This is a genomic window from Gordonia rhizosphera NBRC 16068 (genome assembly GCF_000298195.1).
Classification (GTDB): domain Bacteria; phylum Actinomycetota; class Actinomycetes; order Mycobacteriales; family Mycobacteriaceae; genus Gordonia; species Gordonia rhizosphera.
Map to the genome: position 1 here is coordinate 52,396 of NZ_BAHC01000125.1, position 24,493 is coordinate 76,888.

Consider the following 24,493-nt stretch of genomic DNA (forward strand, 5'->3'; position numbering starts at 1 on the left):
GGAATGAGATCGCGTGATCGCCTGAGACAAGGCGTCACGCCGTCGATGCTGCCTCCGTTGACTCGTCGTCCTCGACGAGTCGGTGCAGACCATCTTTCATGTGTTCGATCATCAACCTGTCCGCTGTCGCGGCATCTTCGTCCGCGATGGCGTCCACCAATGCCTGATGTTCTTCGATTCGCTCCTTCCCCGAGGAATAGGTTCCTCGCATGGCACGTAAGCACATTCTAGTCTCCACCAGTATCGTTTCGTGAAGACGCGAGAGCCGTTGGCTGTGAGCATGTTCCACCAGGGTCTGGTGAAATCGCATGTCCGCCTCCGCCATCTCGGCCCCGTTGGGGTCGTCGACGAATGCACGCATCCGTTCGACCGCGGCACCGAGTTCCTCGACGGCGGCCGGCGATCGCCGAGCAATCACCTGTTCGATCGCCGCCCGCTCCACCGCTGTTCGCGCGACGTACATGTCGCGGATGTCGTCGTCGTCCATCGATACGACGAACAGCCCGCGGTTACGGTGGCTGACCAGCAGTCCCTCGGCGGTGAGTCGCTGCATGGCCTCGCGCAGCGGTCCCCTGCTGACTCCGAGATCGGCGGCGAGCCCGGATTCGGTCAACTGGGAACCGGGCGGAAAGTTACCGCTCGCGATCGCGTCGTGCAACTTGCGGGCGATGATCGCCGGGGTGGATTCTTGGACAAGCGGAGTCAGGACGCGCTTGCGTCCTGGGCCGTTCCCCTGCGCTCTATCCTTCGACATTACCTTTGTTCCTACCGTGATTCACGTTCATAGAACAGATCTTCCCCTCGCGCGCCGCCCATCCAGATGTCGTTGCAGGCCACCGCGAACTCGTCGAGCCCGTCCACAATCGTTGCGAAGACGTTACCGGGAACCCAGCCGACGTCCCCGTTGACCAACAAATTGTTGCGTCCGTAGAAGACCGCCAGATCGATCAGCAGCTGATGCTCCGCGGGCGCCGATCCCGCCTCGTATCCGTATGCCGGGTTGGTCAGTACACCGTCGAAGGTGAAATAACACAGGTCTCCCGGGATGGGGGTGACCGTGGTGTTCTCGGGTCCGGGTTCGACCGGCGCGAACGCGGGTAGCAGGGTGTAGATCTCGTTGCGCGCGAACTTGCCGTGATACACCTGCCCGCCCTGCGGCAGCGCATCCCAGACGGCGGCCGCGGTGCGGGGCGCCTCGGCGTCGAGCAGGCGCGCCCGCGCGGTCACGCCCCGTTGCTTGAGCGACACGGTGATGTATCGATCTGTCATCGTCGGTCCCCCAGGGTCGCAAAGGGTACGGCGCGTTCGTAGGCGGCCGCCACACGCAGCACCGTGGCGTCGGCGTGACGCGCACCGACGAACTGCACGCCCGTCGGCAAGTCGCGGTCGAATCCGCTGGGTAGGGTGATCGCGGGCTGACCGGTGAGGTTGAACGGATAGGTATACGGGGTCCACGAGGTCCAGTCCGGGCTCTCCGATCCGGCCGGGACATCCACTCCCGCTTCGAAAGCCACGGTAGGCATCGACGGTGTGACGAGCACGTCGAAACTCTCGTGCAGTGCGCCCATCTCCACCCCCATCGACATGCGGACGGCGGTGGCGTCGAGATAGTCGATGGCGGAGAAGTCACGATGACGTTGCAGTGCGGCCGCAAGTTTGGGATCGATCTTGTCCGCCGCACCCGGCCCGAACGACCGTACGACGACCTCCGCCCCGGCGAACCACAGAATATGGTAGGCCCACACCGGATCCTCCCAGCCGATGTCGACGACCGTCACGTCGGCACCGAGGCCGGTGAGTACGTCGACGGCGGCGTCGGTGTTGGCTTGCACGACAGGATCATTGACCCCGAAACCGAGCGTCGGACTGTAGGCCACACGCACCCCGGTCAGATCCGAGGACATCGTCGCGAGTTGATCGGCCACGCTGAATGTCGGTGTGGGCATCGCCGACCAGTCGCGGGAGTCGAAACCGCTGAGCACGTCGAGCATGGCGGCACAGTCGCCCACGGTCCGCGCCATCGGCCCGGCGTGCGACAACGTGCCGAACGGGCTCGCCGGATACAGCGGGACACGTCCGTATGTCGGTTTGAAACCAACTATGCCGCAAAAGGATGCAGGAATCCTGATGGAGCCGCCGCCGTCGGTGCCGACCGAGAGGGTGCTGAGGCCGGCCGCCACGGCCGCGGCGCTGCCGCCACTCGAACCGCCCGAGGTCCGCTCGGGGTTCCACGGATTACGGGTGACACCGCAGCGCAGGCTGTCGGTGACCCCCTTCCAGCCGAACTCGGGTGTGGTGACCTTGCCCAGCAGCACCGCCCCGGCTTCACGCAACCGGGCCACGGCCGGCGCGTCGACGGTCCACTCCTGGCTGTCGGGGTCGATCAGTTCCGACCCACGCAGTGTCGGCCACCCCGCGGTGAGCAGGAGATCCTTGATGCTGACGGGGACGCCGTCGAGGGGGCCGATGGGCCGGCCGGCCGCGTAGCGGTCGGCTGACGCCTGCGCGTCCCGTATCGCCGAGTCTGCGTCGACCAGGCAGTACGCGTTGATCCGCGGGTTCTCGGCAGAGATCGTATCGAGGATTTCGGTGGCAACGGTGACCGGCGACAATGCGCCGCTCGCGTATCCGTCCACCAGACCGGCGGCACTTCGCCAACGTGTGGTCTCGTCCATCGTGTCCTTCGGCGAATCGGCGGCGATCTTGTACGATTGTTGACAATCTACTCGGGAGGGATTCGGGTGACAACCAGAACAACCACGGTCGCAATGCTGTATCCGGGACATGCCGCGGAGGACGACTACGCCCTCGCCCAAGGAGCGCTCGGCGGTAGCGCCGCCCTGCCGGTGATCATCACCGATATCGAGTCCGACGACCACACGGTGGATGCGATGCGCGCCGTCGGGACCGATCAGCGACTGCTCGACGGCGCCCGCCGAGGTATGGAATACCAGCCGGCGGCCGTGATGTGGGCGTGCACCTCGGGCAGTTTCCTCTACGGCTGGGCGGGCGCGCAGCAGCAGGTGGCGCGGCTGTCGGCGGCGATCGGTCTACCCGCGTCGTCGACCTCCCTCGCCTTTGCGGCCGCCTGCCATGAACTCGGTATCGATTCGATCGCGGTGGCCGCCACCTACCCTGCCGCGGTGGCCGACGGATTCGCCACGTTCCTCGCCGACGCCGGCGTCGCGGTCGTGTCGTCGGCCGCCCACGACATCGAGACCGCCGCCGAGGCAGGCACGGTCGACGGAGACCATCTGTTCTCGATGGTCCAAGCCGTCGACACGCCGGCAGCGCAGGCGATCTTGCTGCCCGACACCGCGCTGCACACCATCGGGTGGATCGGTGATCTCGAACGCGAGTTGGGTAAACCGGTGTTGACAGCCAATCAGGTCACCGTGTGGCAAGGTCTACGGCTCGCCGGGATGACCGTGACCGCCGAGGCCCTCGGCCTCCTCTTCCGGGACACCGAACTCACCGGGACAAATCCGTAATCCGGTTCCGCATCGAGAGCCGGCCCGCTAGTCAGGATTCGGCGGTGAGAGGCCGTATCTCGATGCCCACGGTTCCGTCCTCGCCATTCCTCCACGTTCTGAACCAGGTGATCACCTTGGCGAGGATTCCGTACTTCTTGTTGACCATGCGTCGCACGCGCTGCGTCCCGGGGCCGTCGAGCAACCCGGCCGTCGCGTCGACCGGCTCCCCGGACAGCTTGCGCCCGCGGAAATCACAGGCCTGGACGATGACGTGCGGATCGTGTCGGATCCGCTTGGCCTTCCAGGTGCCGGATTCCGTCCACACGTGCAGGCGACCCTCGTCGAACACGGCCCACACCGGGGAGGACACGGGCGTTCCATCGCGGCGGAACGTGGTGAGCCGAACATAGTCGGCGTCGGTCGCCTCTCCGAAGGGTTTCGACGCGTCGGTCATGACGCCCAGGCTACGCGAGTGGTCAGGCCGCCCGGGCGAACAGCGACTGACCATCGTGTAACGGCGATTCCGCGACGACGCCGGCGTCGGTCAGCGTCGCCCACGCGGTGACCTGATTGGCAGAGAGGATCGGTTTGCCGAGTTCAGCCTCGAGCAATCCCAGGATGTCGTAGGTCCACAAATTGGTGCAAGAGACGAAGATGGCTTCGGCATCGGGGTGGTCGGCCGCGCGGATCAGCTCGCACGTGACCGGATAGGGGATCGTCCAGATCTCGTGATCGCGCCCGAGACCCGCTTGGGCGACCACCGTACGCCCGGACTCGGCGAGGAAATCACAGAGCAGACCGGTGAGTGCGGAGGTGTACGGGGTGGCGACCGCGATCCGGCTGACACCCATCGCGTCGAGGGCGCGGATCAGTGCCTCGGAGGTCGTCACCGCCGCCGCCGCACCCGCGGCCCGCATACAGTTCGAGAGTTCCCGCGCGCCGGCCATCCCATAGACGAAACTTCCTGAGGCGCATGCATATCCGAAGACCCGGGGGCCGATCGCGGAGACGCTCCGCACGGCGGCCGCGATATCGGAGTGATTGTTGAGGTCGCGGCACAGGTCGACGTCGATGGGGGCGTCGATGAATCCGGTACGCGTGAAATGCAGGGACACCGAGTCGGGCATCCAGCGCCACAGCTCCCGGTCGAGCGCCATGTCGAACGGGCACACCATCCCGATCCCCACCTGATGCTGAGGAGGATTTCCGGTGATCTCAACCAGCTTCATGCAGGAATGATGCCACATTGTCGGATTGTCAACAATTCGTGGATGTGACTTTTGGATTACACATTTCGACCGTCGCAGAGAAGTCCTAGCGTCTGCATACGGACCGACTCTTCACTCGACAGACCTTCCCACTGGTCGAGTCGACTCGAGTCACGACGCTTCCCTGTCGACTCTGGGGGGAGACGTGGCCCGGAGTGCCCTCGGACCCCCGTCCGACAGCTACGCCGGGCCACATCTGTTTCACACTGTGGAGTTGTCAAAGTTCATGCGCGGCCCGGGGTTCGGGTCGCCGGTCAGGTCGGGCCGACTGGCTGCTGGTCAGTTCTTCTCGGTCAGGCCCTGGGATCAGGCCCGCGGGTCAGGCGGCGACGTCGTCCAGGTGCATGGTGCGCCGGTTGTAGGCCGGGATCGGGGTGCGGGTCGGGTCCTGCTCGACGGGTGGGAGCAGCCAGGGATGCCGGTCGGAGCCCATGACGATGTCCCAGCCGGAGGCGTGGATCTGGGCGTGACACGAGGTGCACAGCAGGCAGCCGTTGTCCAGGTCGGTCGGACCCCCGTCAGCCCAATGGTGGATGTGGTGGCAGACGGTATAGCCAGCTGCCGCACCGCATTTCACGCAGCACTGGTCGCGGACGATCAACGCCTTACGTTGATGATGGGTGAACAGGCGCTGCGGGTGTCCCATGTCCAACGGCACCTTCTCGCCGTCGACGATGATCGCGGTCACCGTGGCATCACAGGACAGCGTTTTCGCCAGGGTCTGCGAGATCGGGCCCAGCCACTGCAACGCCGCCGCATCCGGGGTGTCGACCGGGACGGTCAGATTCAACTGCGTTTTCGGGGCCGCCACCAGATCGGTCACCCCGGACTCGGCGGCGCGGGCGGCGGCATCCAGGATCATCTCCAACGCATCCGCACGGCGCTGCCCCGCGGATCGGGCATCCTCGGACCCGTCGGGTTCGGGACGTTTACCGGCCAGGGATTCGATCGCCGACACCAGTTTCTCCCCGATCACGATGTCCAGGTTCGCGTGTACCTCCAACCGGCCGTCATCGGTGGGCGTGGTGGACCACTCGTTGATCGTCCGGTCCTCACCGGCCGGCACACCACCCTGCTCGTCGGCGATCTGGTTGCCGATGCTGCGGGCGGTGTCGAGCACCTCGCGTGGGGTGGCCCCGGCGAACGCTTGGGCGATCAGGGCGAGTTGGTGTTCGATGCGCGACACCTCGCTCAACGGTTCCGGCGACCTCTTCTCGATGTGCCCCATGCCGCGGACCAGGGCGTCGACGTGTTCACCAGAGAAAACCCCGTCCCCGCTGTAGGCGGCGACCCGTTCCAGGGTCGACAGCGCGGCCGCGATCCGTAGCCACCGGTCCGCCACCGTGGGTGCGGCACCCATCTCGATCAACAGCGCCCGGGTTTTGCCGCCGGTCTGCCGGGCCACCCCCAACCGATCCAGCGCGCCGGCGTGCACGGCGAGTTGGTGGTCGACCACGTTCCGCAGGTCCATCAGGATCTTGGTGGTGTCGAACACCTCACGACCGGAGGCGTCGGCGGTGATTGTCAGGTCACGGACGGCGGGGAGCAGATTATCGATCGGCATGCCCCCATGGTAGTCGAACACCTGTGCGAATTGTCGCGCTCTGGTGGGTTATCCACAGGCCAGGATGAAACCCGTAACGGCCTGCCTCTCATAGGATTTGGTTTGCGAAGAGTGGGCCCCGAGGAAGAAGGCGTTGCGTGTGGACGGGATACTGCAGACGGCCTGCGAATCAATCGTGGCCGGGTGGGCGACGCCGAGTTCAGCGCCGACGAAAGCCGGGTGAACCGCCGCTCCCACACCTGCGGGGCCCGATTCAGTCGCTTCCGGACGCGGGTCGGATAGCGAGGCCCACGGTCCCGCTCTTGCCTCGCCGCAGCTGACTTCCCTTGACCGTGAGCCAGCCCAGGATCCCGTACTTGTCGGTGATGAGGCCCCGAACCCGTTCCGTCCCTACCGAATCAAGAATCTCGGCGGTGCCGTTCACCGGGCTCCCGATGACCTTGTGCCCTCGGGCATCACACGCTTGGACGGCGACATGCGGATCACGCTGGATTCGCTTGACCTTCCACGAATCGGCGGTGGTCCACATGAACAGCACATCGCCATCCGACGCCGCCCACAACGGCGACGACACCGCGGTGCCGTCTTTGCGATAGCTGGTCAATTGCACGTATTTCGCGCGTGCAGCATCTCCGAAAGGTTCATTCGACGCACTGGCCATGCCCTCAGGCTACGCGCGCGAATGGGACTCCCCTCGTGGACGGTCACCGTGTCGTCACCAACACCGCCACGTGATCCTCCACTGCGCCAGCGTGCTCACCGCGATACAGCCCGTCGTGCCTGCGCGACCCGGTCCCGGACGACACAGTCGCGGGCGTGGTCGTTGACGATGCCGCTGGCCTGCATCAAGGCGAACATCGTCGTCGGTCCGACGAACTTCCAGCCGCGCTTCTTGAGGTCCTTGGACAGGCGGACCGACTCGGATGAGGTCGTCTGCGACTGGGGGTCCACCTCCACGTCCGGCTCATACATCCAGAAGAACGCATGCAGCGAACCTTCGCGGTCGATCAGTTCCTCCGCGCGGCGGGCGTTGTTGATGACGGCCTCGATCTTGCCGCGGTGGCGGATGATGCCCGCGTCGGAGAGCAATCGTTCGACGTCGACGTCGGTGAAACGGGCAACCTTCTCAATCTGGAATCCGGCAAAGGCCTCGCGGAAGTTCTCACGCTTGTTCAGGATAGTGCGCCAACTCAGGCCGGACTGGAATCCCTCGAGGCTGACACGTTCGAAGAACGCCGTGTCATCGGAGAGCGGGAATCCCCACTCCTCGTCGTGGTAGGTCGTCTCGGGTTCGGCGGCGGCCCACGCGCAGCGGGTCAGACCGTCGGCTCCAGTGATCACGGTGGCCATGAGCTGGAACCTACCCGTCCCCTCCGACAGTCGGTCAGAGTCCGTGCACGACGAGGCACCTCCCCAACCCGGGAAGGTGCCTCGTCGCCATCAGATCAGCCGACCACCAACGACTCTCCGTCGATGCCGACGTTCACCGGCACGACGTCACCGTCGTGGACATTGCCGGCCAACAGCGCCTTCGCGAGCTGATCGCCGATCGCCTGCTGCACCAGCCGCCGCAGCGGACGAGCGCCGTAGAGCGGATCGAAGCCACGCTCGGCGAGCCATTCCTTGGCCTTCGGCGACACCTCGAGGTCGAGGCGACGCTGCGCGAGCCGGTTGCCCAGCTGACTCAACTGGATGTCGACGATGGACACCAGTTCCTCCGGGCTCAGCGCATCGAAGACGATGACGTCGTCGAGTCGGTTGATGAACTCCGGCTTGAACCGACTGCGGACCGCCATCATCACCTGATCCTTGTCACCACCCGCGCCCAGGTTGGACGTGAGGATGAGGATGGTGTTGCGGAAGTCGACCGTGCGGCCCTGGCCATCGGTGAGACGTCCTTCGTCGAGCACCTGCAGCAGCACGTCGAACACGTCCGGGTGGGCCTTCTCTATCTCGTCGAACAGCACCACCGTGTACGGACGGCGCCGCACCGCCTCGGTCAGCTGACCGCCCGCCTCGTACCCGACGTAGCCGGGAGGCGCACCGACAAGTCGTGCGACGCTGTGCTTCTCGCCGTACTCACTCATGTCGATACGCACCATCGCGCGCTCGTCGTCGAACAAGAACTCCGCCAGCGCCTTGGCCAGCTCGGTCTTGCCGACACCGGTCGGGCCGAGGAACATGAACGAGCCCAGCGGACGGTTCGGGTCCGCGACACCGGCACGCGAACGACGCACCGCGTCGGACACCGCCTGCACCGCCGTCTTCTGGCCGATGACCCGGTGTCCGAGTTCATCTTCCATGCGCAGCAGCTTGGCGGTCTCACCCTCCAGCATGCGGCCGGCGGGAATGCCGGTCCACGCCGACACGACCTGTGCCACATCGTCGGGGCCGACCTCCTCCTGCAGCATCACGTCCTGACCGGGATCGGTGCCGGTTTTCTCGATCGCCGCCTCGAGTTCCTTCTCCAGGCCCGGGATCTTGCCGTACCGCAATTCGGCGGCACGCCCGAGATCGCCGCTCCGCTCGACCCGTTCCGCTTCTCCGCGAAGCTTTTCCAGCTCCTCCTTGAGGTCGCGGACCGCATCGATGGCGGTCTTCTCCGACTGCCACCGCGCCGACAGCTCGCTGAGCTTCTCCTTCTGGTCGGCCAGTTCGCTGCGCAGCTTGTCCAGCCGTTCCTTCGACGCCGCGTCGGTCTCCTTCTGCAGGGCGACCTCCTCGACCTCGAGACGACGGACGATGCGTTCGACCTCGTCGATCTCCTCGGGCCGCGAGTCGATCTCCATGCGCAATCGCGACGCCGCCTCGTCGACCAGGTCGATGGCCTTGTCCGGCAAGAACCGCGCGGTGATGTAGCGATCGGAAAGCGTTGCCGCCGAGACCAATGCCGAGTCGGTGATGCGGACGCCGTGGTGCACCTCGTAGCGTTCCTTGAGGCCACGCAGGATACCGATGGTGTCCTCGACCGACGGTTCACCGACGTACACCTGCTGGAAACGGCGCTCCAGCGCGGCGTCCTTCTCGATGTGCTGCCGGTACTCGTCGAGCGTGGTCGCGCCGACCAGCCGCAGCTCACCACGGGCGAGCATCGGCTTGATCATATTGCCGGCATCCATCGCGGAATCACCGGCCGCGCCGGCGCCGACGATGGTGTGCAGCTCGTCGATGAAGGTGATGATCTGTCCCGCCGAGCCTTTGATCTCGTCGAGGACGGCCTTGAGCCGCTCCTCGAACTCGCCGCGGTACTTGGCGCCGGCCACCATCGATCCCAGATCGAGGGAGATGACCGTCTTGTTCCGCAGCGACTCCGGTACGTCACCGGCGATGATGCGCTGGGCGAGGCCCTCGACGATCGCGGTCTTACCGACGCCGGGTTCGCCGATCAGCACCGGGTTGTTCTTGGTGCGCCGCGACAGCACCTGCACGACACGACGAATCTCGGCGTCACGGCCGATGACCGGGTCGAGCTTGCCCTCACGAGCGGCCGCCGTCAGGTCGGTCGAGTACTTCTCGAGCGCCTGATAGGTCTGTTCCGGGTCGGGCGTGGTGACGCGGGCGTTGCCGCGCACCGTCACGAACGCCTCTCGCAGCGCCTGCGGGGTCGCACCTGCGTTGGCCAGCAGCTTGGCGACATCGGAGTCACCGGTCGCCAGGCCGACGAGCACGTGCTCGGTCGACACGTATTCGTCGTCGAGCTCACCGGCGAGCTGCTGAGCAGCGGAAATAGCGCTGATCGACTCGCGGGACAGTTGGGGCTGCGCGCTGGCGCTGGACACCGTCGGTGCGCGATCCACGAGTGCCTGCGCCTGCGTCCGAACACTCGACGGGTCCACCCCGACCGCCTTGAGCAGCGGCGCGGCGATGCCGTCGGACTGATCGAGCAGAGCTACCAGGATGTGAGCCGGACGCACGTCGGGGTTCCCAGCACTGGCCGCCGCCTGCACAGCGGCGCTCAACGCCTGCTGCGTCTTGGTGGTCGGGTTGAAGCTGTCCACGGGCGTGTACCTTTCTCTCTTTAGTCCAACAGACTCAAGTATGAGTCATTCGAGAGGTCCAACACCAGCAAGGTTGAGTCTATTTCGCTCAAGTCTCTCACTGGTTGTGACACAGGCCACATTCTAGGGGGTGCTGCGCGCGGTCGGTTTCTGCAGTCGCGGTCAGATTCGCATGCCCCGGCGGGCACGTATCTCGTAACTGCCGAACTGCATCGCCACGCCTTCGGAGAAGCCGCGGAATCACCAGCGGGAGGGCATGACGTGCTGCGCCTTCGTCACCAGCTCGCGATAGCCTGGCTCGAGGAGCGCGGCGGTAGGAGTAGCCCATGAAGAACACTGGCCGGTACCCAATGCCTGCTGGCCGATCTCCTACTTCGGCCCGGGTGATTTCCTCGGCGGTGCGATCGGCCGACAAGGCCACGACGACGGCGTGGCCACACTTGACCACTCCAACGACGCCGGGTTGGGGCTAGAGATATGTCCCGTCTGAGCTCTCGCTATCGCGCCACCGGCGCCGACCGTCCATTCGGCAATCTCCTGCCGGCGCACGGCGTGGCCATGGAGGGCTACTTTTGGCGGTTCACCCAACCCGACCAGGGGCGCACGTTGATCGCGTTGTGCGGGGTGAACACCTCGCCGAACGGCGAGCGCTGGGCCACGCTGGGCCTGGCCGCCCACCCGAATCGAGTTCTACACACGTGCGCGCAGCCCGGTGCGCTGGACAATCCCCATGCCCTCGAGATCAGCGCGAATTCGGTCTTTCGCGCCGATGTGGACGAAGTCCACCTGGACCTGGGCCCGGATGCGCGACTCGACATCCGCGTCAACAATCCGGTGTCGTGGCCGCGACGCTATTACGGCGCCTCTGGTCTTTTCCACTTCGTGCCGGCGCTCAACCAGTACTGGCATCCGTGGCTGCTCGGCGGCCAAGCGAGCGGCACTGCGACCGTCGGCGATGAGACTTGGGACCTCGACGGCGCACAGGTATACGCCGAAAAGAATTGGGGTCGTGAAGGATTCCCGGAGAGCTGGTGGTGGGGGCAGGCTCAGGGATTCGCGGAACCCGGCGCCTGCGTGGCTTTCGCGGGTGGAATCGTCCGTGCCGGACTGCTGAAGACCGAGGTAACCGTCATCGTGGTCCTGCTGCCGGGTGGACGTCTGGTGAGGGTCGGCGACCCGCTGATCTCACCCGTCCGGGCACGGGTGACCGACGAATCGTGGTCGTTGCACTGCGCCGGACGCCGGTACAGCGTACGAGTCGAAGGATTCGGCCGACTGGGCGATGCACACGTCCTACCGGTGCCGATCCCCAGCCAACGGCGCAACGTCCCGGGCGCGATCGAGCATCTCGGCGCCCGCATGACTGTCGAGGTTCGGCGACGCGGCGGCGAGGTGATATGGACCGGCGAATCCGCTCTCGCAGCACTTGAACACGGTGGCATAGCGCGTGCCCGAGCAGAGGTACTGCGCCGCGGCGGCGGTCCGGACGATACCGACGCTCCCCCGCTCCCGTAATGTATTCGCAGGTCAGAGCCATATTGCGAGCGAATCCGGACTTTCCGCCAAATCCCGGTCCCGGAGCCGCGCGCAGTGAGACTACTGACTCGCGAGCACCGTTTCTGAACTGCCGGACTGGAACACCACATCAGTCACATTATCTGGACTATGGTGATCTAGATCACTCATCGTGACCCAGGGCTGATGTTCCATCGCTGTCGTTTTCGCCACGCTGCGAGCATGTTCGCGTATGCAAGTCCAGTTACGACGGAGGTCACTACGAGATCGACCCCGAGGCCGACGAACCGCGTTCCAAACAACGCGATCAACGGTTGACGACCTACTATTGCGTAACCTACGGTTGCGTAGGTTACGGCGAAGATCGACGCGTCACGAAGGGCGGCTCTCGCATGGCGATCACTGACATTCCGGTATACGCGCACCTCACAGAGGCAGACGTCGAAGCGCTGGGCGCTGAGCTCGACGCCATCCGGCGTGACATCGAATCCGCTCGCGGCGAGTCGGACGTGCGCTACCTGCGGCGGACGATCGCAGCCCAGCGGAGTCTGGAGGTTGCCGGTCGCGCGATGTTGCTCGGCGCACACAAGCGCGGATTCTGGTGGGGCTCGGCCGTGTGCCTGGGACTGGCCAAGATCATCGAGAACATGGAGCTCGGGCACAACATCATGCACGGGCAGTGGGATTGGATGAACGATCCCGAGGTGCACTCGACCACGTGGGAGTGGGACAACGCCGGCACGTCGCGACTGTGGAAGCACACGCACAACTTCGTGCACCACAAGTACACCAACGTCCTCGGGATGGACGACGACGTGGGTTTCAACCTGCTGCGCGTGACCCGGGATCAGCCGTGGACACCGTTCAACGCCGGCAACCTGGTCTACAACACGCTGCTGACACTGCTGTTCGAGTACGGCGTGGCCGTCCAGCATCTGGAGATCGGTCGCGCGGTGCTCAAGTGGAACCGGCCCTGGTTCGACCGGGAGACGTTCAAGGCCGACGCCTCCGACGTGGCCCGCAAGATCGGCCGTCAGGTAGCCAAGGACTACGTCGCCGCGCCGCTCGTCGGAATCCCGTTCGGCGGGAAGCAGGGCTGGCGTAAGGCACTGACGGCCACGGTGACGGCCAATCTGATCCGCAACGTCTGGACGAACGCGGTCATCTTCTGCGGCCACTTCCCCGACGGCGCCGAGAAGTTCACCAAGCAGGACGTGGACGGCGAGACACAGGGCGAGTGGTACCTGCGGCAAATGCTGGGCAGCGCGAATCTGTCCGGCGGTCCGGTGATCGACTTCCTGTCCGGCAACCTCAGCTACCAGATCGAACACCACATGTTTCCTGATCTGCCGTCGAATCGGTTGGCGGAGATCAGTATTCGAGTGCGCGAGTTGTGCGACAAATACGACCTGCCGTACACCATCGGCCCGCTGTACGTGCAATACGCCAAGTCGTGGCGGACGATCGCCAAACTGTCGCTGCCGAACAAATACCTGCATGACACCCCCGACGACGCACCGGAAACCGCGAGCGAGGCGATGTTCGCCGGCACCGAGTTCGCCGAACCACACATCGACGAACGTACCGGCCGCCGTATCGGCCTGAAGGCCGCCCGACGCGCGATACATGCTCGGCGGGGTCGCCGCTAGCCGCCGATCGAGGCAGGTTCCTGAAGACGAGGCAGCCCAACGCTTGTCGTGATCGAGCCGAAGACCGAGTGGCGGAGCGCCGACCCTGCCGAGTGACGCTTGCAGAATGCCGGCAGAGAGGGTCGGTCAAGGATGTAGGTGACTTGCGGATACTCGGCTCGCTCATCTGATACCCGCGTTTGACGCGGACCAACTTCTGTCCAGCCACTACGATTGACGGTGTGGACGAAGCCCAGATGACGGTCACCGCCGACACGACACGTCTACGAGGCGCGCTCGCGACTCACGCTGACGAGGTCGCGGAAGCACTGTCGGCGGCCGGAGTCGTGCATGCCCATCTATTCGGCTCGGTGGCACGCGGTGACGCATCCGCGGACAGCGACATAGACATCTACGTCGTATTCTCGGACACGACTCCCGGACGTATCCTCATGACAACCGGGGGGCTCACGGAGCGGCTCCGTCGAATCACCAATGTCCGCGTTGATGTTGTCGACGAGACTCTCGGCGATCCCCGTGTACTGGAGACCGCCCGAAAGGACCTGATTCCCCTTGAGTCGATCCTTACGTGATCGGTGCGCCGACATCCTCGTCGCGATCCACGACCTTCGACGATTTGCCGTTGTCCGCAACCGCGCTGATCCAGCGATGCTGGAGCGCGATACGTGACTGTTTCCTGGATGTCTGTGATCGCCGACTCGAGCGCAGGAAGATCCTGATCGACCGTCTCCAGCGCGACGTCAGAACTCCATCGGCGGTACTGATGAGCGGCAATGACTCTCTTTGGTAAGCGGAGCAGCCGAATTCAGAACAGCCTCGCCTCGTGGGCCTCTGCGGGCTCCTCGAGCTCCAGCAGGTGCCGTTTGCGTTCCGGCCCACCACCGAACCCGGTGAGCGAACCGTCGGCGCCGATGACGCGATGGCACGGGATGATCACGCCGATCGGATTCTGTCCGAGGCGCGACCCACTCGTCGTGCGAGACCGGGGTTGCCCAGCATTGTCGCGAGTTGCCCATAGCTGATGGTCTGCCCGAACGGGATCTCTCGAAGGGCTGCCCACACACGTTCCTGGAACCCGTCACCATCGGTTCGTAGCTGGAGATCGAAGGCCTCGCGCGTACCGTCGAGATACTCGCGCAGTTGGTTCGCCGCTCGGCCGAGCACGTGGTCGACCGCGGGATCAACGAGATCGCCCATCGTCGAGGTATCGGTGGGTGGGAAACGACAGCCGACCAGGTCATCGCCGTCGGTGACGAGTGTCAGATCTCCGAGAGCGGTGGTGATTATTGCGTGGCGTCGGGTGTGCATCGCGGACTCCTTGCAGGCTGGAGCCAGCGTACGTCGGCATACTGACAGCCCGTTGTCCGGCGTGAGACGAATCGATAAACTCGTCTCATGTCAACGTTGCCCGAGGCGCCCTATCCGCCGACGCTCGGACCACCGCGTCGTCATCGGGCCGCCGACAAACGCGGACGCCGGATCGGCCGGTTGCTGCGGATCTACTGGCGACTGTCGGAGCCGACGAAGGACGACTTCGCACTCCTCGGGCGCCGACTGATGATGCGCGACGAGCCCGCAGCGGCCCTGGTCCGGGCGATGCGCCTCCCCAAGGACGATCCGGAGCATGTCTCGATGGCTCAGTTCCATGTCGCGCTGGAGTCGGGAACAACCGACCAGAGTCCACCCGCGCTTCGCGCGTTCTTCGCGACCGTCGAGGAAACACCATCGTGGGTCGATCGCGAGTTGTGCGAGCACGGTGCCACGGTATTCCGGCGGTTCGGCCAGAACGCCAACGACGTCCTTTTGCAGCTGTCGCTCATCGGCGGCTACCGATTCGGCGGACCCGTCGACCTCCTCGCCGAGACCGGCGGACTGTCGGGCAACACCACCATGCGGCGACTCGGCGAGACCCAGACATGGGCGATCGCGGTCGGGCGGCCGGGCGGGATGCTACGGGACGGCGAGGGATGGAAGCTGACCGTCCATGTCCGTCTGATGCATGCGCTCGTCAACGAAGCTTTCGAACGCAACGGCCGGTGGGACAGCTCCGAATGGGGTCTGCCGATCAATCAGACCGATCTCGCTTCGACCCTCAATCTCTTCAGCGGCGCACTGATGATGGGGGTTCGGGCACTCGGTGTGCCGATATCCAAGGATGATTCGCGGGCCTTGATGCACCTCTGGAAATATGCCGGCTGGCTCATCGGCGTCGACGAGGACTGGTTGTTCGACGACGAACGCGACCAACATCAACTGAGCTACGCAATCCTGTTGTCGCAGAGCGACGTCACCGATGCGGGTGCGCAGCTGGCCGGAGCTCTCGTCGACGTGCAGAGCGACTTGCACTACAAGTTCGCACATGACGCGTCGGCACGCTACACACGCGAACGGCTGCTCAGCATGCTGGAGGGATTCCTCGGACCGCACGGCATGCGGGATCTGCTGTTGCCGCGACGTCTTCCATGGGCATTCGGGATCGCGTGGGCGCGGAACACGATCAGCTATCGGCTCATCGGACCGACGTGGGCCGGAGAACGCTACCTCGAATGGCGTGGCCGAGTCGCTCGCGACCGCGCGATCTTCCGACACTTCGGCAAGAGCGCCGCGGGAATCGGCGCGTTGCCGGTCGGAAGGCACGGATGAGGAGGGCTTCCAGGCGTCGCGGTGACGACAGTCCCTCCGGTCACCCGAACAGTTCACCCAACCGTCCCAGTCCTGCGTCGTAGAGGGCTTCAACCGCCGCCACCACATCGGGCGCCGCCCGTAAGGTCGCGTTCCACACGAGCAGTGCGCCGGGACCATCGAGTACCGGGCGACGATGCGTTCTCGTGCGTGTCCACCGTCGTCGAAGGTCGCCGTGCGGATGTCGCCGTCGAGCGTGGTCGCCGACAGTAATGGTGACGACGCAGGCGTTGCCGTCCATGCCGGCTCCCTGATCCGGCCCGGCGGCCGAAAAATGCCCCGAGAAGCACCCTCGCCCCGAACTGCATGTCGTCGCTGCGATTGGGGAGTCTCTGGGAGCTTTCGGGCGCAGGCCGGTGACGGCTCGCGGCCGGCCGATCCGAGGACGACGCGATCATCCACGAGCTATCCCGCTCTGCGCGTAGTCGATCGTCACCACCCGTGACGGGGGTGAGTCCGCGCTGTCCGGCGCGGTCACCGTGCCCCCGGTTCCGGAGAACGCGATCAACCCGATCATCAGCACCTGGGTACCGCCGACTGCACGACGTCAAAGACCAGGTCCCACCGTCGTTGCGCGCGCAGCGACGGCCGCCACCTCAGACTGGGCGCCTGTTGCGTGAGGTACCGCAACCGTGCGACGACGCCCGGGGCGTTGATCGCCACCGGAACTGTGGGTGTCGGGACGGCCATGTCGTGCTCCTCGTGTTCGACGCGTTTCTCTGCCACCCCGAGGTTCCCCGGGCGGCCTTGTCAAACACTTGCGACTCACTTGGACGCTCACCGCCCCCTTGGTCGCCGAGTACCCGTCAGAGTTGCGTGCGGTTCCGCAGCATGACGTGCTGTCGATTCGCCTCCAGCGCCTCCCAGTCCGGTGCGGTGGCGGCGGCCAGCTCGCCTTCGACAGCGAGCGCCGATCCGGTCGTGGCATCCCAGCCGGCGTCGTAGATCCGTTTCACCGAGCGGAGTATCTCCCCGTCGGCATCGGCGATCCATTGCGCGACGTCCATGGCGCGATCCAGCAGTCCGTCGTGCGCGACCACCTCGGTCACCAGACCGATGCGCAACGCGAGATCTGCGTCCACGACCTCACCCGTGAACGACATCCGGCGCGCCCAGCCGGGCCCGATACGGTCCGGTAGCCGGACGGTCATCCCGCCGCCGGGCAACACGCCCACCCGGGCGTGGGTGTCGGCGAACACGGCGCGTTCACTGGCGATCAGGAAGTCGCAACCGAGCGCGATCTCGAGTCCGCCGGTGAACGCCGCACCGTTGACGGCGCCGACAACCGGGGTGGCCAGCTCGCCGACGAGGCGGATGCAGTTCGCCTCGTGGACGGCCTCGAGATAGGCGGGGCCATCTGCAGCCAGACTCTTGAGGTCAAGGCCGGCGCAGAATGCCGGGTCGGCGCCGGTGATGACGATGACTCGAACTCCGGCATCCGCATCGAGTTGGCGCAGTGCGGAACTCAGTCCGCGGGCGAGGTCCAGACTCAACGCGTTGCGCGCCTCGGGCCGGTTGAGGGTCATCAGTGCGACGGCCCCTCGCACATCCACAAGAAGCGGTTCGGTCATCGGACGACACCTTCGGTCGCGGCGGCTCACGGAATCGTGGCGAGCATAGCCGCATTCCCGCCGAGTTTCGGCGATTCAGGCGTTGGACTCAGCCACGGCCGGGACGATAACGCGTCCAAGAGGTGGCGATCGTCCTCGACCATCACCGGACCGGGGACGGTTCACGATCGACCGTTCCCGGGTCCGGAGGCTCCCGCCCGAAAACTATCCGCGAGGCACCTGACTCACCCCATGTACGGATAGGTCCAATCGAGGTCGGGAGTCATGTTCTCCTTGATGAACCGCCCGCTGACCCAACGCTGCAACGCGAGAACCGAACCGGTCTTGTCGTTGGTGCCCGATCCGCGGCTGCCGCCGAAGGACTGCTGGCCCATGGTCGCGCCGGTCGGCTTGTCATTGATGTAGGTCATCCCCGCGTTGTCGCGCAGCACATCCAGCGCGGTGTTGATCGCGATCCGGTCCGAGGCAAAGACCGAACAGGTCAGTGCGTACTGGCTGGTCGTGTCCAACAGGCGCAGCGTCTGATCCCAGTCTTCGTCCTCGTAGATGTAGACGCTCAAGAGCGGTCCGAAGAACTCTTCCGACATGACGAACGACCGCGGGTCGGTGGTCTCCACGATGGTGGGCTCGACGAACCAGCCCTTATCGGTCGACACGCTGCCGCCGACGAGGATCTCGTGATCGGAGGACTGCTTGACGCGGTCGAACGCGGCGCCCAGGCGGTCGGCCGCCTTGTCGTCGATGACAGCGCCCACGTACGTCTCGTGCCGGGTGACGTCACCGACGACCAGCCCGGCCGTCGTCTCGATCAGAGGCTCGCGCAGTTCCCGCCACAGGCTACGCGGGATGTAGGCGCGCGAGGCGGCCGAACACTTCTGCCCCTGGTACTCGAACGCCCCGCGGACCAGCGCCACCAGCAACGCCTGTGGGTCAGCCGACGGATGGGCGATGACGGCGTTCTTACCGCCGGTCTCGCCCACCAGGCGCGGGTAGCTGCGGTAGATGTCCAGGTTCGTGGCGATGCCGCGCCAAATGTCGCGGAACACCGCGGTGGAACCGGTGAAGCTGATGCCGGCCAGGTGCTCGCTGGCCTGAGCGACCTCGGTGACCAGCTTGCCGTCACCGTGCACGAGGTTGATCACGCCCGCAGGCACGCCGGCCTCCTCGAAGATCCGCATGACCACGTCGCTGGAGAGCGCGGACTTCTCCGACGGTTTCCACACGACGACGTTGCCCATGAGCGCCGGGGTCGAGGGCAGGTTGCCCGCGATGGCGGTGAAGTTGAAGGGCGTCAGCGCGAGGACGAATCCCTCGAGAGGACGGTGGTCCATGACGTTGTGCACACCGGTGACCGAGAACGGCTGCCCCGTGTAGATCTGCTCGGCGAGCTTGACGTTGTACCGGAAGAAATCGACCAACTCGTTGACGTCGATCTCGGCCTGGTGGAAGGTCTTCGACTGACCCAGCATCGTGGTCGCCATCAGCTCGTCGCGGTACTTGCTGTTCACCAGCTCGGCGGCACGCAGGAAGATCGCCACCCGATCCTGCCAGTCCATGCGCGACCAGTCGTGCCGGGCGGCGAGAGCGGCATCGATCGCGGCGTTGACGGCCTCGGCGGAGGCCACCGGAATGCGTCCGAGTTGAAGCGCATGCTCGTGCGGCGCCACGACCGGATCCGAGTCGCCGATCGGCCGACGTACACCGTTGATCACGTTGGGCAGGTCACGAACACCCGCCGCCTTCACGGCGTCGATGGCGGCGAGCACGCTGCGTGCCTCGACCGATCCGGGCGCGTAGCCGCGAGCCTGCTCGTTGACAGGTTCGGGTACGCGAGGGTTACCCGCAATCCGGGCGCTGGCGATGGTCATGAAGAGCTCCTCACGGCGTGGGAATCGTGTGCTACTAACTGAAATTTTAGTGCGATGTCAGATAGATGTTAGGTATCATCGCAGCATGAGTCAACCGCTGGAGAAGACCGAGGCGCCAGAGCAGCCCCGGCGACTCGTCGACGTCGCCTACGAGCAGCTACGCGACGAGTTGATCTCGTTGAGCATCGAACCCGGTGCGCCCCTCAACGAAAAGGAACTCTCCGAGCGCCTGGGTACCGGACTCACCCCGGTGCGCGATGCCATCAAGCGACTCGCGCTCGAGCGCCTGGTCGTCACGTTTCCGCGGCGGGGAACGTTCGCGACGGACATCGCGGTCGGCGACGAGGCGTGGCTGACGGAGGTTCGGGTGGAGCTCGAGGGCCTTGCGGCTGCGCAGGCCGCGGTCAGGGCGACGCAGGAAGAACGCGACGCGCTGATCGAGATCGTGCAACTTCATCCCGACGGTCACCATCGATCGTCGGGGTACCTCGACGTCGACACGACCATCCATCGGATGATCTATGCCGCCGCGCACAATCCGTTCCTCGCGGACACGCTCAACCAGTACGCGAATCTGTCGATGCGCATCTGGAATTACGGCCTGCGACGGATGGTCGGCACCGCACCCGACACCTGCGATCAGGCCGAGGTGGTCGCGGCCATCGCCCGCGGCGACGCCGACGCCGCACGCGCAGCCGCACGCGCGCATCTGTACGACTTCTCGGCCAGCGTGCGGCGCATGCTCAATCCGTGAAGTCCGCGGCGGAGCCGACATCGACCGCCGCATATAGACATTCGACAAACGCCTCCGCCGCCGGATTCGTCGTCGCCTCGGCGCGACGCGCGATCATCAGCTCGGTCGTCGGCGCTCCGGCGATCGACCTGGTGACCACCTCGGGCATGCGCAACCGCGAAACCGACTCCGGCAGAATCGAAATCCCGACGTCCGCAGATACCAGTCCGACGACGGTCTCGTGGTGGACGGCCTCCTGAACGACATGCGGTCGCGCGCCCACGGACGCGAACATCGACCAGACCTGGGCCGTGTAGCCGGGCATGAGGTCGTTGGGGAACAAAATCAGCCGCTCGCCGACGAGTTCACCGATCTCGACCACCTCCCGCTTCGCGAGTGGATGTTCGGTCGGCAACACGGCCACCATGGGCTCCTCCGCCAGTGTCTGAACGCTCAACCCCGGCTCACCGGCGCTCGAGCGGATCAGGCCAACCTCCAGAGAGCCGGCGGTCAGCGCATCAATCTGCTCCGCGGTGGTCAGCGGGAACAGATCGACGCGAACATCGGGGTGGGTGTCGCGAAACGCCCGGAGCGCGGGCGGGAGCACGGTGGCACTGGCCGAACTGACAAAGCCGACGCGGACGCGACCGCGTTTTCCTGCGGCGTGATCGCGAACCTCGTCGACGGCCTCGTCGAGCGCCGCGAGGAGTTCGGTGACCCTGCCGGCGAAGATCTCGCCCGCCGAGGTCAATGACACCCGCCGTGTGGTCCGCTCGAACAGCGGAGTACCGACTTCTCGTTCGAGATCCTTGATGTGCGTGGTGAGCGGCGGCTGGGAGATGTGTAGCCGTGCGGCCGCCCGACCGAAGTGCAGTTCCTCGGCGAGCACGCGGAAGTAACGCAGATGACGAAGCTCCATCCAATAATTCTGATTACCGGAACAATATCCGTCAAATAGATATTGGAGTTTTGTCAATGGCTGCGGTCTACTGAACGGCACAGGGCAAACCGTCCTGATCACCTGACAGCACGAGGGAGCATCGCTGATGTCGCTGGACTGCACGCACTCCACCGGAGTAGCCGACGCGAAACTCACTCATGCCCAGGTGATCTGGATGTCCGAGTTGGCCGCGCGAGCGTGGCGCAACGGTCTTGGCACCATGCGGCGCATCGCCACCGCCGGCGCTCCGGACGATCCGGACTGGACGCTGAGCATCGCGACGATCGCAGCGCCGTGCGAGTTCTCGATGTTCGCCGGTCTCGATCGTGTCGCCATGGTCGTCGGCGATGACCCGATCATGTTGACGATCAACGGGTCCGCTTCTCATCTGACTCATCTCGATCGGATCCGGTTCGCGGGCGAGGACCTCGTCCGTGCACAGCCGACCCGCGGGCAGACACAGTTGCTCAACCTGATGGTCCGACGCACCTCGGTGCACGGCGAGATATACGTGCGCCGGATCTCCGGAACCTCCGTCCTCCATCCGGGCGACGCAGAGGTCTGGGTGGTGCTGTCCGGCTCGGTCACCACCGACTTCGGCGTATTGAGTCGCTGGGACACACTGCGCCTGAACTCCCTGCCACACAACGTCTCCGGTGCCGCTTCCCTGGCCGGCATCCGTATCAGTCCCGCTCTCGAGGAGAATCAGTAATGACCGGCACCACCACCACCGCGCAGTCGGTGAGCACCTTGATGGCGGAGATCGCTGCGATCGGCACCGACGCGGCTCGGGGCGGCTACAGCCGACCGGTGTACTCCCCCGCCGAACTCGAACTCCGCGAATGGTTCATCGCCGCCGCCCGGCGGCGTTCCCTCGAGATCGAGACGGACCGCAACGGGATCATCTGGGCCTGGTGGAATCCCGCGGAACTTCCCCTCACCGACGCGGTCGTGACGGGTAGCCACCTCGACTCGGTACCGGGCGGCGGGGCTTTCGACGGGCCGCTCGGCGTCGCGTCGGCGCTGAGCGCAATCGACATCCTTGCGGCACAGGACCTCGCCCCCACTCGTCCGCTCGCACTCGCGGTGTTCCCCGAGGAGGAGGGCTCCCGCTACGGTCTGGCCTGCCTGGGATCGCAGCTGCTGACCGGGGCGGTGACCCCCGAGCGGGCCGCGGCGCTTGTCGATGCCGACGGGACGTCGTTCGCCGAACTCGCGGCGCGCAACGGACTCGACCCGCGCCATCTCGGACGCGACGACGAACGCCTCTCGCGTCTGGGCTGTTTCGTCGAACTCCACGTCGAGCAGGGTCGCGGCCTCGTCGACCTCGACACACCCGTCGCGATCGGGTCGTCGATCCTCGGCCACGGCCGGTGGCGGCTGTCGTTTCTGGGTCAGGGCAACCATGCCGGCACCACGTTGATGACCGATCGTCGCGATCCGATGCTCGCCGCCGCGGCCACCGTGCTCGAGGTCCGCCGCCTCGGCCGGACCGTCGACGGTGCGCGGGCGACCGTCGGCAAACTCGACCCGGTCCCCGGCGGCAGCAACGTGATCGCGTCGCGCGTCGACGTGTGGCTCGACGTCCGCCACGACGACGATGCGGTGGTTGCCGCACTCGTTACCGACATCGCCGCCGCAGCACGCGAACGCGCAGCCGCAGAGGGGTGTTCGGTGACTCTCACCGAAGCGTCGATGAGCCCGCGGGTGGACTTCGATCCCGTTCTGCGAGGACGACTGTCGACGATCCTGCCCGACGCACCGATCCTTTCCACCGGCGCCGGCCACGATGCCGGGGTGCTCAAGGAGGAGATCCCGACCGCGATGCTCTTCGTCCGCAACCCGACCGGGGTCTCGCACTCACCCGAGGAGTATGTCGAAGATCCCGACGCCGATGCGGGCGGCCACGCGCTGGCGACCGTGCTCGCCGACCTGATCACCCAACCAGCCTCACCCGACTCGATCCCCTGACCCGATTCTCCTGACCCCGATCCCCCAACCCGAAAGCGAATCGACATGACCACAACCACCACCCGCTATCTCATCGTCGGCGGCGGCCTCGAAGGCCTCGCGATCGCCTGGTCGCTGGCCGACCTGGGCGAGACCGACGTCACCGTCGTCGAGCGCGACACTCTCTGCTCGGGTATGACCGGCAAGTCGAGTGGTGTCGTCCGATGCCATTACGGCAATCCGTCGCTGGCCGCGATGTCCTGGTACGGCGTCGACATCTTCACCCGCGCCACCGAGATCTTCGGCGACGACATGGCTTTCCAGCAGTGCGGCTACGTCGTCGGTGTCGGTGAGAACAACCTCGAACCGCTGAAGGCGAACGTCGCGATGATGCAGAATCTCGGCATCGACGTCGATTTCATCGGCCACGACAAGATGAGCGAACTGTGGCCCGGCCTGCACCTCGACGACTTCGCCGCCTTCGCCTACGAGCCGCTCGGCGGACGCGGCGAGGCGTACATGGCCGGCATGGCGTTCGCCGCCTCGGCCCGCAAGCTCGGAGTGAAGATCCGGCAGTCCACCCCGGTCACCCGGCTGCTGACGGACAACACCGGGCGGGTGATCGGCGCGGAACTGGCAAACGGTGACGCGATTCATGCCGAGACGGTGATCGTTGCCGCCGGCCCGTGGACGCCCGCGCTCACCGCCCCGGTCGGCGTCCCCGTCGACGTCAAGGCCCAGCGCGCGCAGCTCGTACTGGTGGATCAGGGCGAGCCGACTCCCGCGGTCCCCGTGCTGTCAGATCTGGCCGGCCTGTCCTACATCTGTCGCGAACCGAATGGTGAACTGCTCGTGGGTAATTCGGACCACGCAGCCCCACAGTACATCGATCCCGACAACTACGTGAACCGGGCCGACGAGTCGACCGTCGACAAGATCATCATGAAGATGGGGCACCGCCTCCCCGATATGCCCGATCCCCGGATCACCAGTTCGTATGTCGGCGCATACGACGTGACCCCGGACTACAACCCGATCATCGGTCCGGCACCGGTCGACGGTCTGTTCCTCGCCACCGGCTTCTCCGGTCACGGGTTCAAGATCTCGCCCGCCGTCGGCAAGATGGTCGCGGACATGTTGTTGGTCGGGTCGACGACCCTCAAGGACGTCGATCCCAACGACTTCCGTTACTCGCGATTCGCCGAGGACGACCTGCTGCTCAGCCTCAACCCCTACAAGGGTGCCGGCGAGATGCGCTGATCGCCAGATGCCCGCCGTGAGA

At 65.5% G+C, this 24,493-nt stretch carries 24 protein-coding genes and 1 pseudogene; 9 read left to right on the plus strand and 16 right to left on the minus strand.

Annotation, left to right across the window (positions count from 1 at the left end; all coding sequences use genetic code 11):
* Positions 1-34: 34 nt before the first annotated feature.
* Genes GORHZ_RS15365 through GORHZ_RS15375 form a run of 3 tightly spaced genes read right to left on the minus strand, consistent with a single transcriptional unit; the run spans position 35 to position 2,675 of the window.
* Positions 35-754 carry a GntR family transcriptional regulator gene (locus GORHZ_RS15365; RefSeq protein ID WP_006334451.1) on the minus strand — a complete coding sequence of 240 codons (720 nt, stop codon included), beginning with the start codon at positions 752-754 and terminating at the stop codon, positions 35-37.
* Positions 755-765: 11 nt separating this feature from the next.
* A complete protein-coding gene (locus GORHZ_RS15370; RefSeq protein ID WP_006334452.1) occupies positions 766-1,269 on the minus strand; it encodes a DUF3830 family protein in 504 nt (167 codons plus the stop codon).
* Positions 1,266-2,675 carry an amidase gene (locus GORHZ_RS15375; protein ID WP_006334453.1) on the minus strand — a complete coding sequence of 470 codons (1,410 nt, stop codon included), beginning with the start codon at positions 2,673-2,675 and terminating at the stop codon, positions 1,266-1,268. The genes GORHZ_RS15370 and GORHZ_RS15375 overlap by 4 nt, the downstream gene beginning before the upstream one ends.
* A gap of 93 nt (positions 2,676-2,768) precedes the next feature.
* Between GORHZ_RS15375 and GORHZ_RS15380 the strand changes: the two genes are divergently transcribed.
* The gene (locus GORHZ_RS15380; protein ID WP_006334454.1) at positions 2,769-3,491 is read left to right on the plus strand and encodes a maleate cis-trans isomerase family protein; all 723 of its coding nucleotides are present in this window, start codon (positions 2,769-2,771) and stop codon (positions 3,489-3,491) included.
* Between the two features lie 31 nt (positions 3,492-3,522).
* Here GORHZ_RS15380 and GORHZ_RS15385 read toward each other — a convergent pair whose 3' ends face one another.
* The 6 genes from GORHZ_RS15385 to clpB all read right to left on the minus strand — a co-directional run bounded on the left by GORHZ_RS15385 (position 3,523) and on the right by clpB (position 10,303).
* Positions 3,523-3,927, minus strand: a complete 405-nt coding sequence (locus GORHZ_RS15385; RefSeq protein ID WP_006334455.1) for a PPOX class F420-dependent oxidoreductase — start codon at positions 3,925-3,927, stop codon at positions 3,523-3,525.
* A gap of 22 nt (positions 3,928-3,949) precedes the next feature.
* Positions 3,950-4,702 (minus strand): maleate cis-trans isomerase family protein, encoded by a 753-nt coding sequence (locus GORHZ_RS15390; protein WP_051998932.1) that lies wholly within the window; start codon positions 4,700-4,702, stop codon positions 3,950-3,952.
* A gap of 358 nt (positions 4,703-5,060) precedes the next feature.
* Positions 5,061-6,305, minus strand: coding sequence for an HNH endonuclease signature motif containing protein (locus GORHZ_RS15395; protein WP_051998934.1), 1,245 nt, complete (start codon positions 6,303-6,305; stop codon positions 5,061-5,063).
* Between the two features lie 253 nt (positions 6,306-6,558).
* Entirely contained in the window at positions 6,559-6,966 is a 408-nt protein-coding gene (locus tag GORHZ_RS15400; RefSeq protein ID WP_006334458.1) for a PPOX class F420-dependent oxidoreductase, read from the minus strand.
* Positions 6,967-7,061: 95 nt separating this feature from the next.
* On the minus strand, positions 7,062-7,655 hold the full coding sequence (locus GORHZ_RS15405; protein ID WP_006334459.1) for a DNA-3-methyladenine glycosylase I: 594 nt from the start codon (positions 7,653-7,655) through the stop codon (positions 7,062-7,064).
* Positions 7,656-7,750: 95 nt separating this feature from the next.
* A complete protein-coding gene (clpB, locus tag GORHZ_RS15410) occupies positions 7,751-10,303 on the minus strand; it encodes an ATP-dependent chaperone ClpB (protein WP_006334460.1) in 2,553 nt (850 codons plus the stop codon).
* Between the two features lie 477 nt (positions 10,304-10,780).
* On the opposite strand from clpB, the gene GORHZ_RS15415 reads away from it, so the two are divergent.
* The 3 genes from GORHZ_RS15415 to GORHZ_RS15425 all read left to right on the plus strand — a co-directional run bounded on the left by GORHZ_RS15415 (position 10,781) and on the right by GORHZ_RS15425 (position 14,039).
* Positions 10,781-11,818 carry a tocopherol cyclase family protein gene (locus GORHZ_RS15415; RefSeq protein WP_006334461.1) on the plus strand — a complete coding sequence of 346 codons (1,038 nt, stop codon included), beginning with the start codon at positions 10,781-10,783 and terminating at the stop codon, positions 11,816-11,818.
* Between the two features lie 392 nt (positions 11,819-12,210).
* The gene (locus tag GORHZ_RS15420) at positions 12,211-13,467 is read left to right on the plus strand and encodes a fatty acid desaturase family protein (protein ID WP_006334462.1); all 1,257 of its coding nucleotides are present in this window, start codon (positions 12,211-12,213) and stop codon (positions 13,465-13,467) included.
* 221 nt (positions 13,468-13,688) lie between these two features.
* On the plus strand, positions 13,689-14,039 hold the full coding sequence (locus GORHZ_RS15425; protein ID WP_051998937.1) for a nucleotidyltransferase family protein: 351 nt from the start codon (positions 13,689-13,691) through the stop codon (positions 14,037-14,039).
* A gap of 233 nt (positions 14,040-14,272) precedes the next feature.
* Here the strand turns inward: GORHZ_RS15425 and GORHZ_RS15435 are convergent.
* Positions 14,273-14,775: pseudogene (locus GORHZ_RS15435) on the minus strand (methylated-DNA--[protein]-cysteine S-methyltransferase).
* A gap of 87 nt (positions 14,776-14,862) precedes the next feature.
* On the opposite strand from GORHZ_RS15435, the gene GORHZ_RS15440 reads away from it, so the two are divergent.
* Positions 14,863-16,110 (plus strand): oxygenase MpaB family protein, encoded by a 1,248-nt coding sequence (locus GORHZ_RS15440; RefSeq protein ID WP_006334465.1) that lies wholly within the window; start codon positions 14,863-14,865, stop codon positions 16,108-16,110.
* 40 nt (positions 16,111-16,150) lie between these two features.
* Here the strand turns inward: GORHZ_RS15440 and GORHZ_RS30890 are convergent, their stop codons facing one another.
* The 5 genes from GORHZ_RS30890 to pruA all read right to left on the minus strand — a co-directional run bounded on the left by GORHZ_RS30890 (position 16,151) and on the right by pruA (position 19,588).
* Positions 16,151-16,390 (minus strand): hypothetical protein, encoded by a 240-nt coding sequence (locus GORHZ_RS30890; protein WP_157205202.1) that lies wholly within the window; start codon positions 16,388-16,390, stop codon positions 16,151-16,153.
* A gap of 153 nt (positions 16,391-16,543) precedes the next feature.
* The gene (locus tag GORHZ_RS31975) at positions 16,544-16,666 is read right to left on the minus strand and encodes a hypothetical protein (RefSeq protein ID WP_280986195.1); all 123 of its coding nucleotides are present in this window, start codon (positions 16,664-16,666) and stop codon (positions 16,544-16,546) included.
* On the minus strand, positions 16,666-16,875 hold the full coding sequence (locus GORHZ_RS15445) for a hypothetical protein (RefSeq protein WP_006334466.1): 210 nt from the start codon (positions 16,873-16,875) through the stop codon (positions 16,666-16,668). Before GORHZ_RS15445 ends, GORHZ_RS31975 begins: the two co-directional genes overlap by 1 nt.
* An 80-nt stretch (positions 16,876-16,955) precedes the next feature.
* Positions 16,956-17,720 (minus strand): enoyl-CoA hydratase, encoded by a 765-nt coding sequence (locus GORHZ_RS15450; RefSeq protein WP_006334467.1) that lies wholly within the window; start codon positions 17,718-17,720, stop codon positions 16,956-16,958.
* A 224-nt stretch (positions 17,721-17,944) separates the two neighbouring features.
* Positions 17,945-19,588, minus strand: coding sequence for an L-glutamate gamma-semialdehyde dehydrogenase (gene pruA, locus GORHZ_RS15455; protein ID WP_006334468.1), 1,644 nt, complete (start codon positions 19,586-19,588; stop codon positions 17,945-17,947).
* A gap of 85 nt (positions 19,589-19,673) precedes the next feature.
* Between pruA and GORHZ_RS15460 the strand changes: the two genes are divergently transcribed.
* Positions 19,674-20,342: a GntR family transcriptional regulator gene (locus GORHZ_RS15460; RefSeq protein ID WP_006334469.1), complete on the plus strand. Its 669-nt coding sequence runs from the start codon at positions 19,674-19,676 to the stop codon at positions 20,340-20,342.
* On the opposite strand, the gene GORHZ_RS15465 is transcribed toward GORHZ_RS15460, so the two are convergent.
* Entirely contained in the window at positions 20,332-21,240 is a 909-nt protein-coding gene (locus tag GORHZ_RS15465) for a LysR substrate-binding domain-containing protein (RefSeq protein WP_006334470.1), read from the minus strand. The genes GORHZ_RS15460 and GORHZ_RS15465 overlap by 11 nt on opposite strands.
* Before the next feature lie 127 nt (positions 21,241-21,367).
* On the opposite strand from GORHZ_RS15465, the gene GORHZ_RS29535 reads away from it, so the two are divergent.
* Genes GORHZ_RS29535 through GORHZ_RS15480 form a run of 3 tightly spaced genes read left to right on the plus strand, consistent with a single transcriptional unit; the run spans position 21,368 to position 24,471 of the window.
* Positions 21,368-21,973: a HutD/Ves family protein gene (locus tag GORHZ_RS29535; protein WP_006334471.1), complete on the plus strand. Its 606-nt coding sequence runs from the start codon at positions 21,368-21,370 to the stop codon at positions 21,971-21,973.
* Entirely contained in the window at positions 21,973-23,232 is a 1,260-nt protein-coding gene (locus GORHZ_RS15475; RefSeq protein ID WP_006334472.1) for an allantoate amidohydrolase, read from the plus strand. Before GORHZ_RS29535 ends, GORHZ_RS15475 begins: the two co-directional genes overlap by 1 nt.
* A 45-nt stretch (positions 23,233-23,277) precedes the next feature.
* Positions 23,278-24,471 carry an NAD(P)/FAD-dependent oxidoreductase gene (locus GORHZ_RS15480; RefSeq protein ID WP_006334473.1) on the plus strand — a complete coding sequence of 398 codons (1,194 nt, stop codon included), beginning with the start codon at positions 23,278-23,280 and terminating at the stop codon, positions 24,469-24,471.
* Positions 24,472-24,493: the final 22 nt, after the last annotated feature.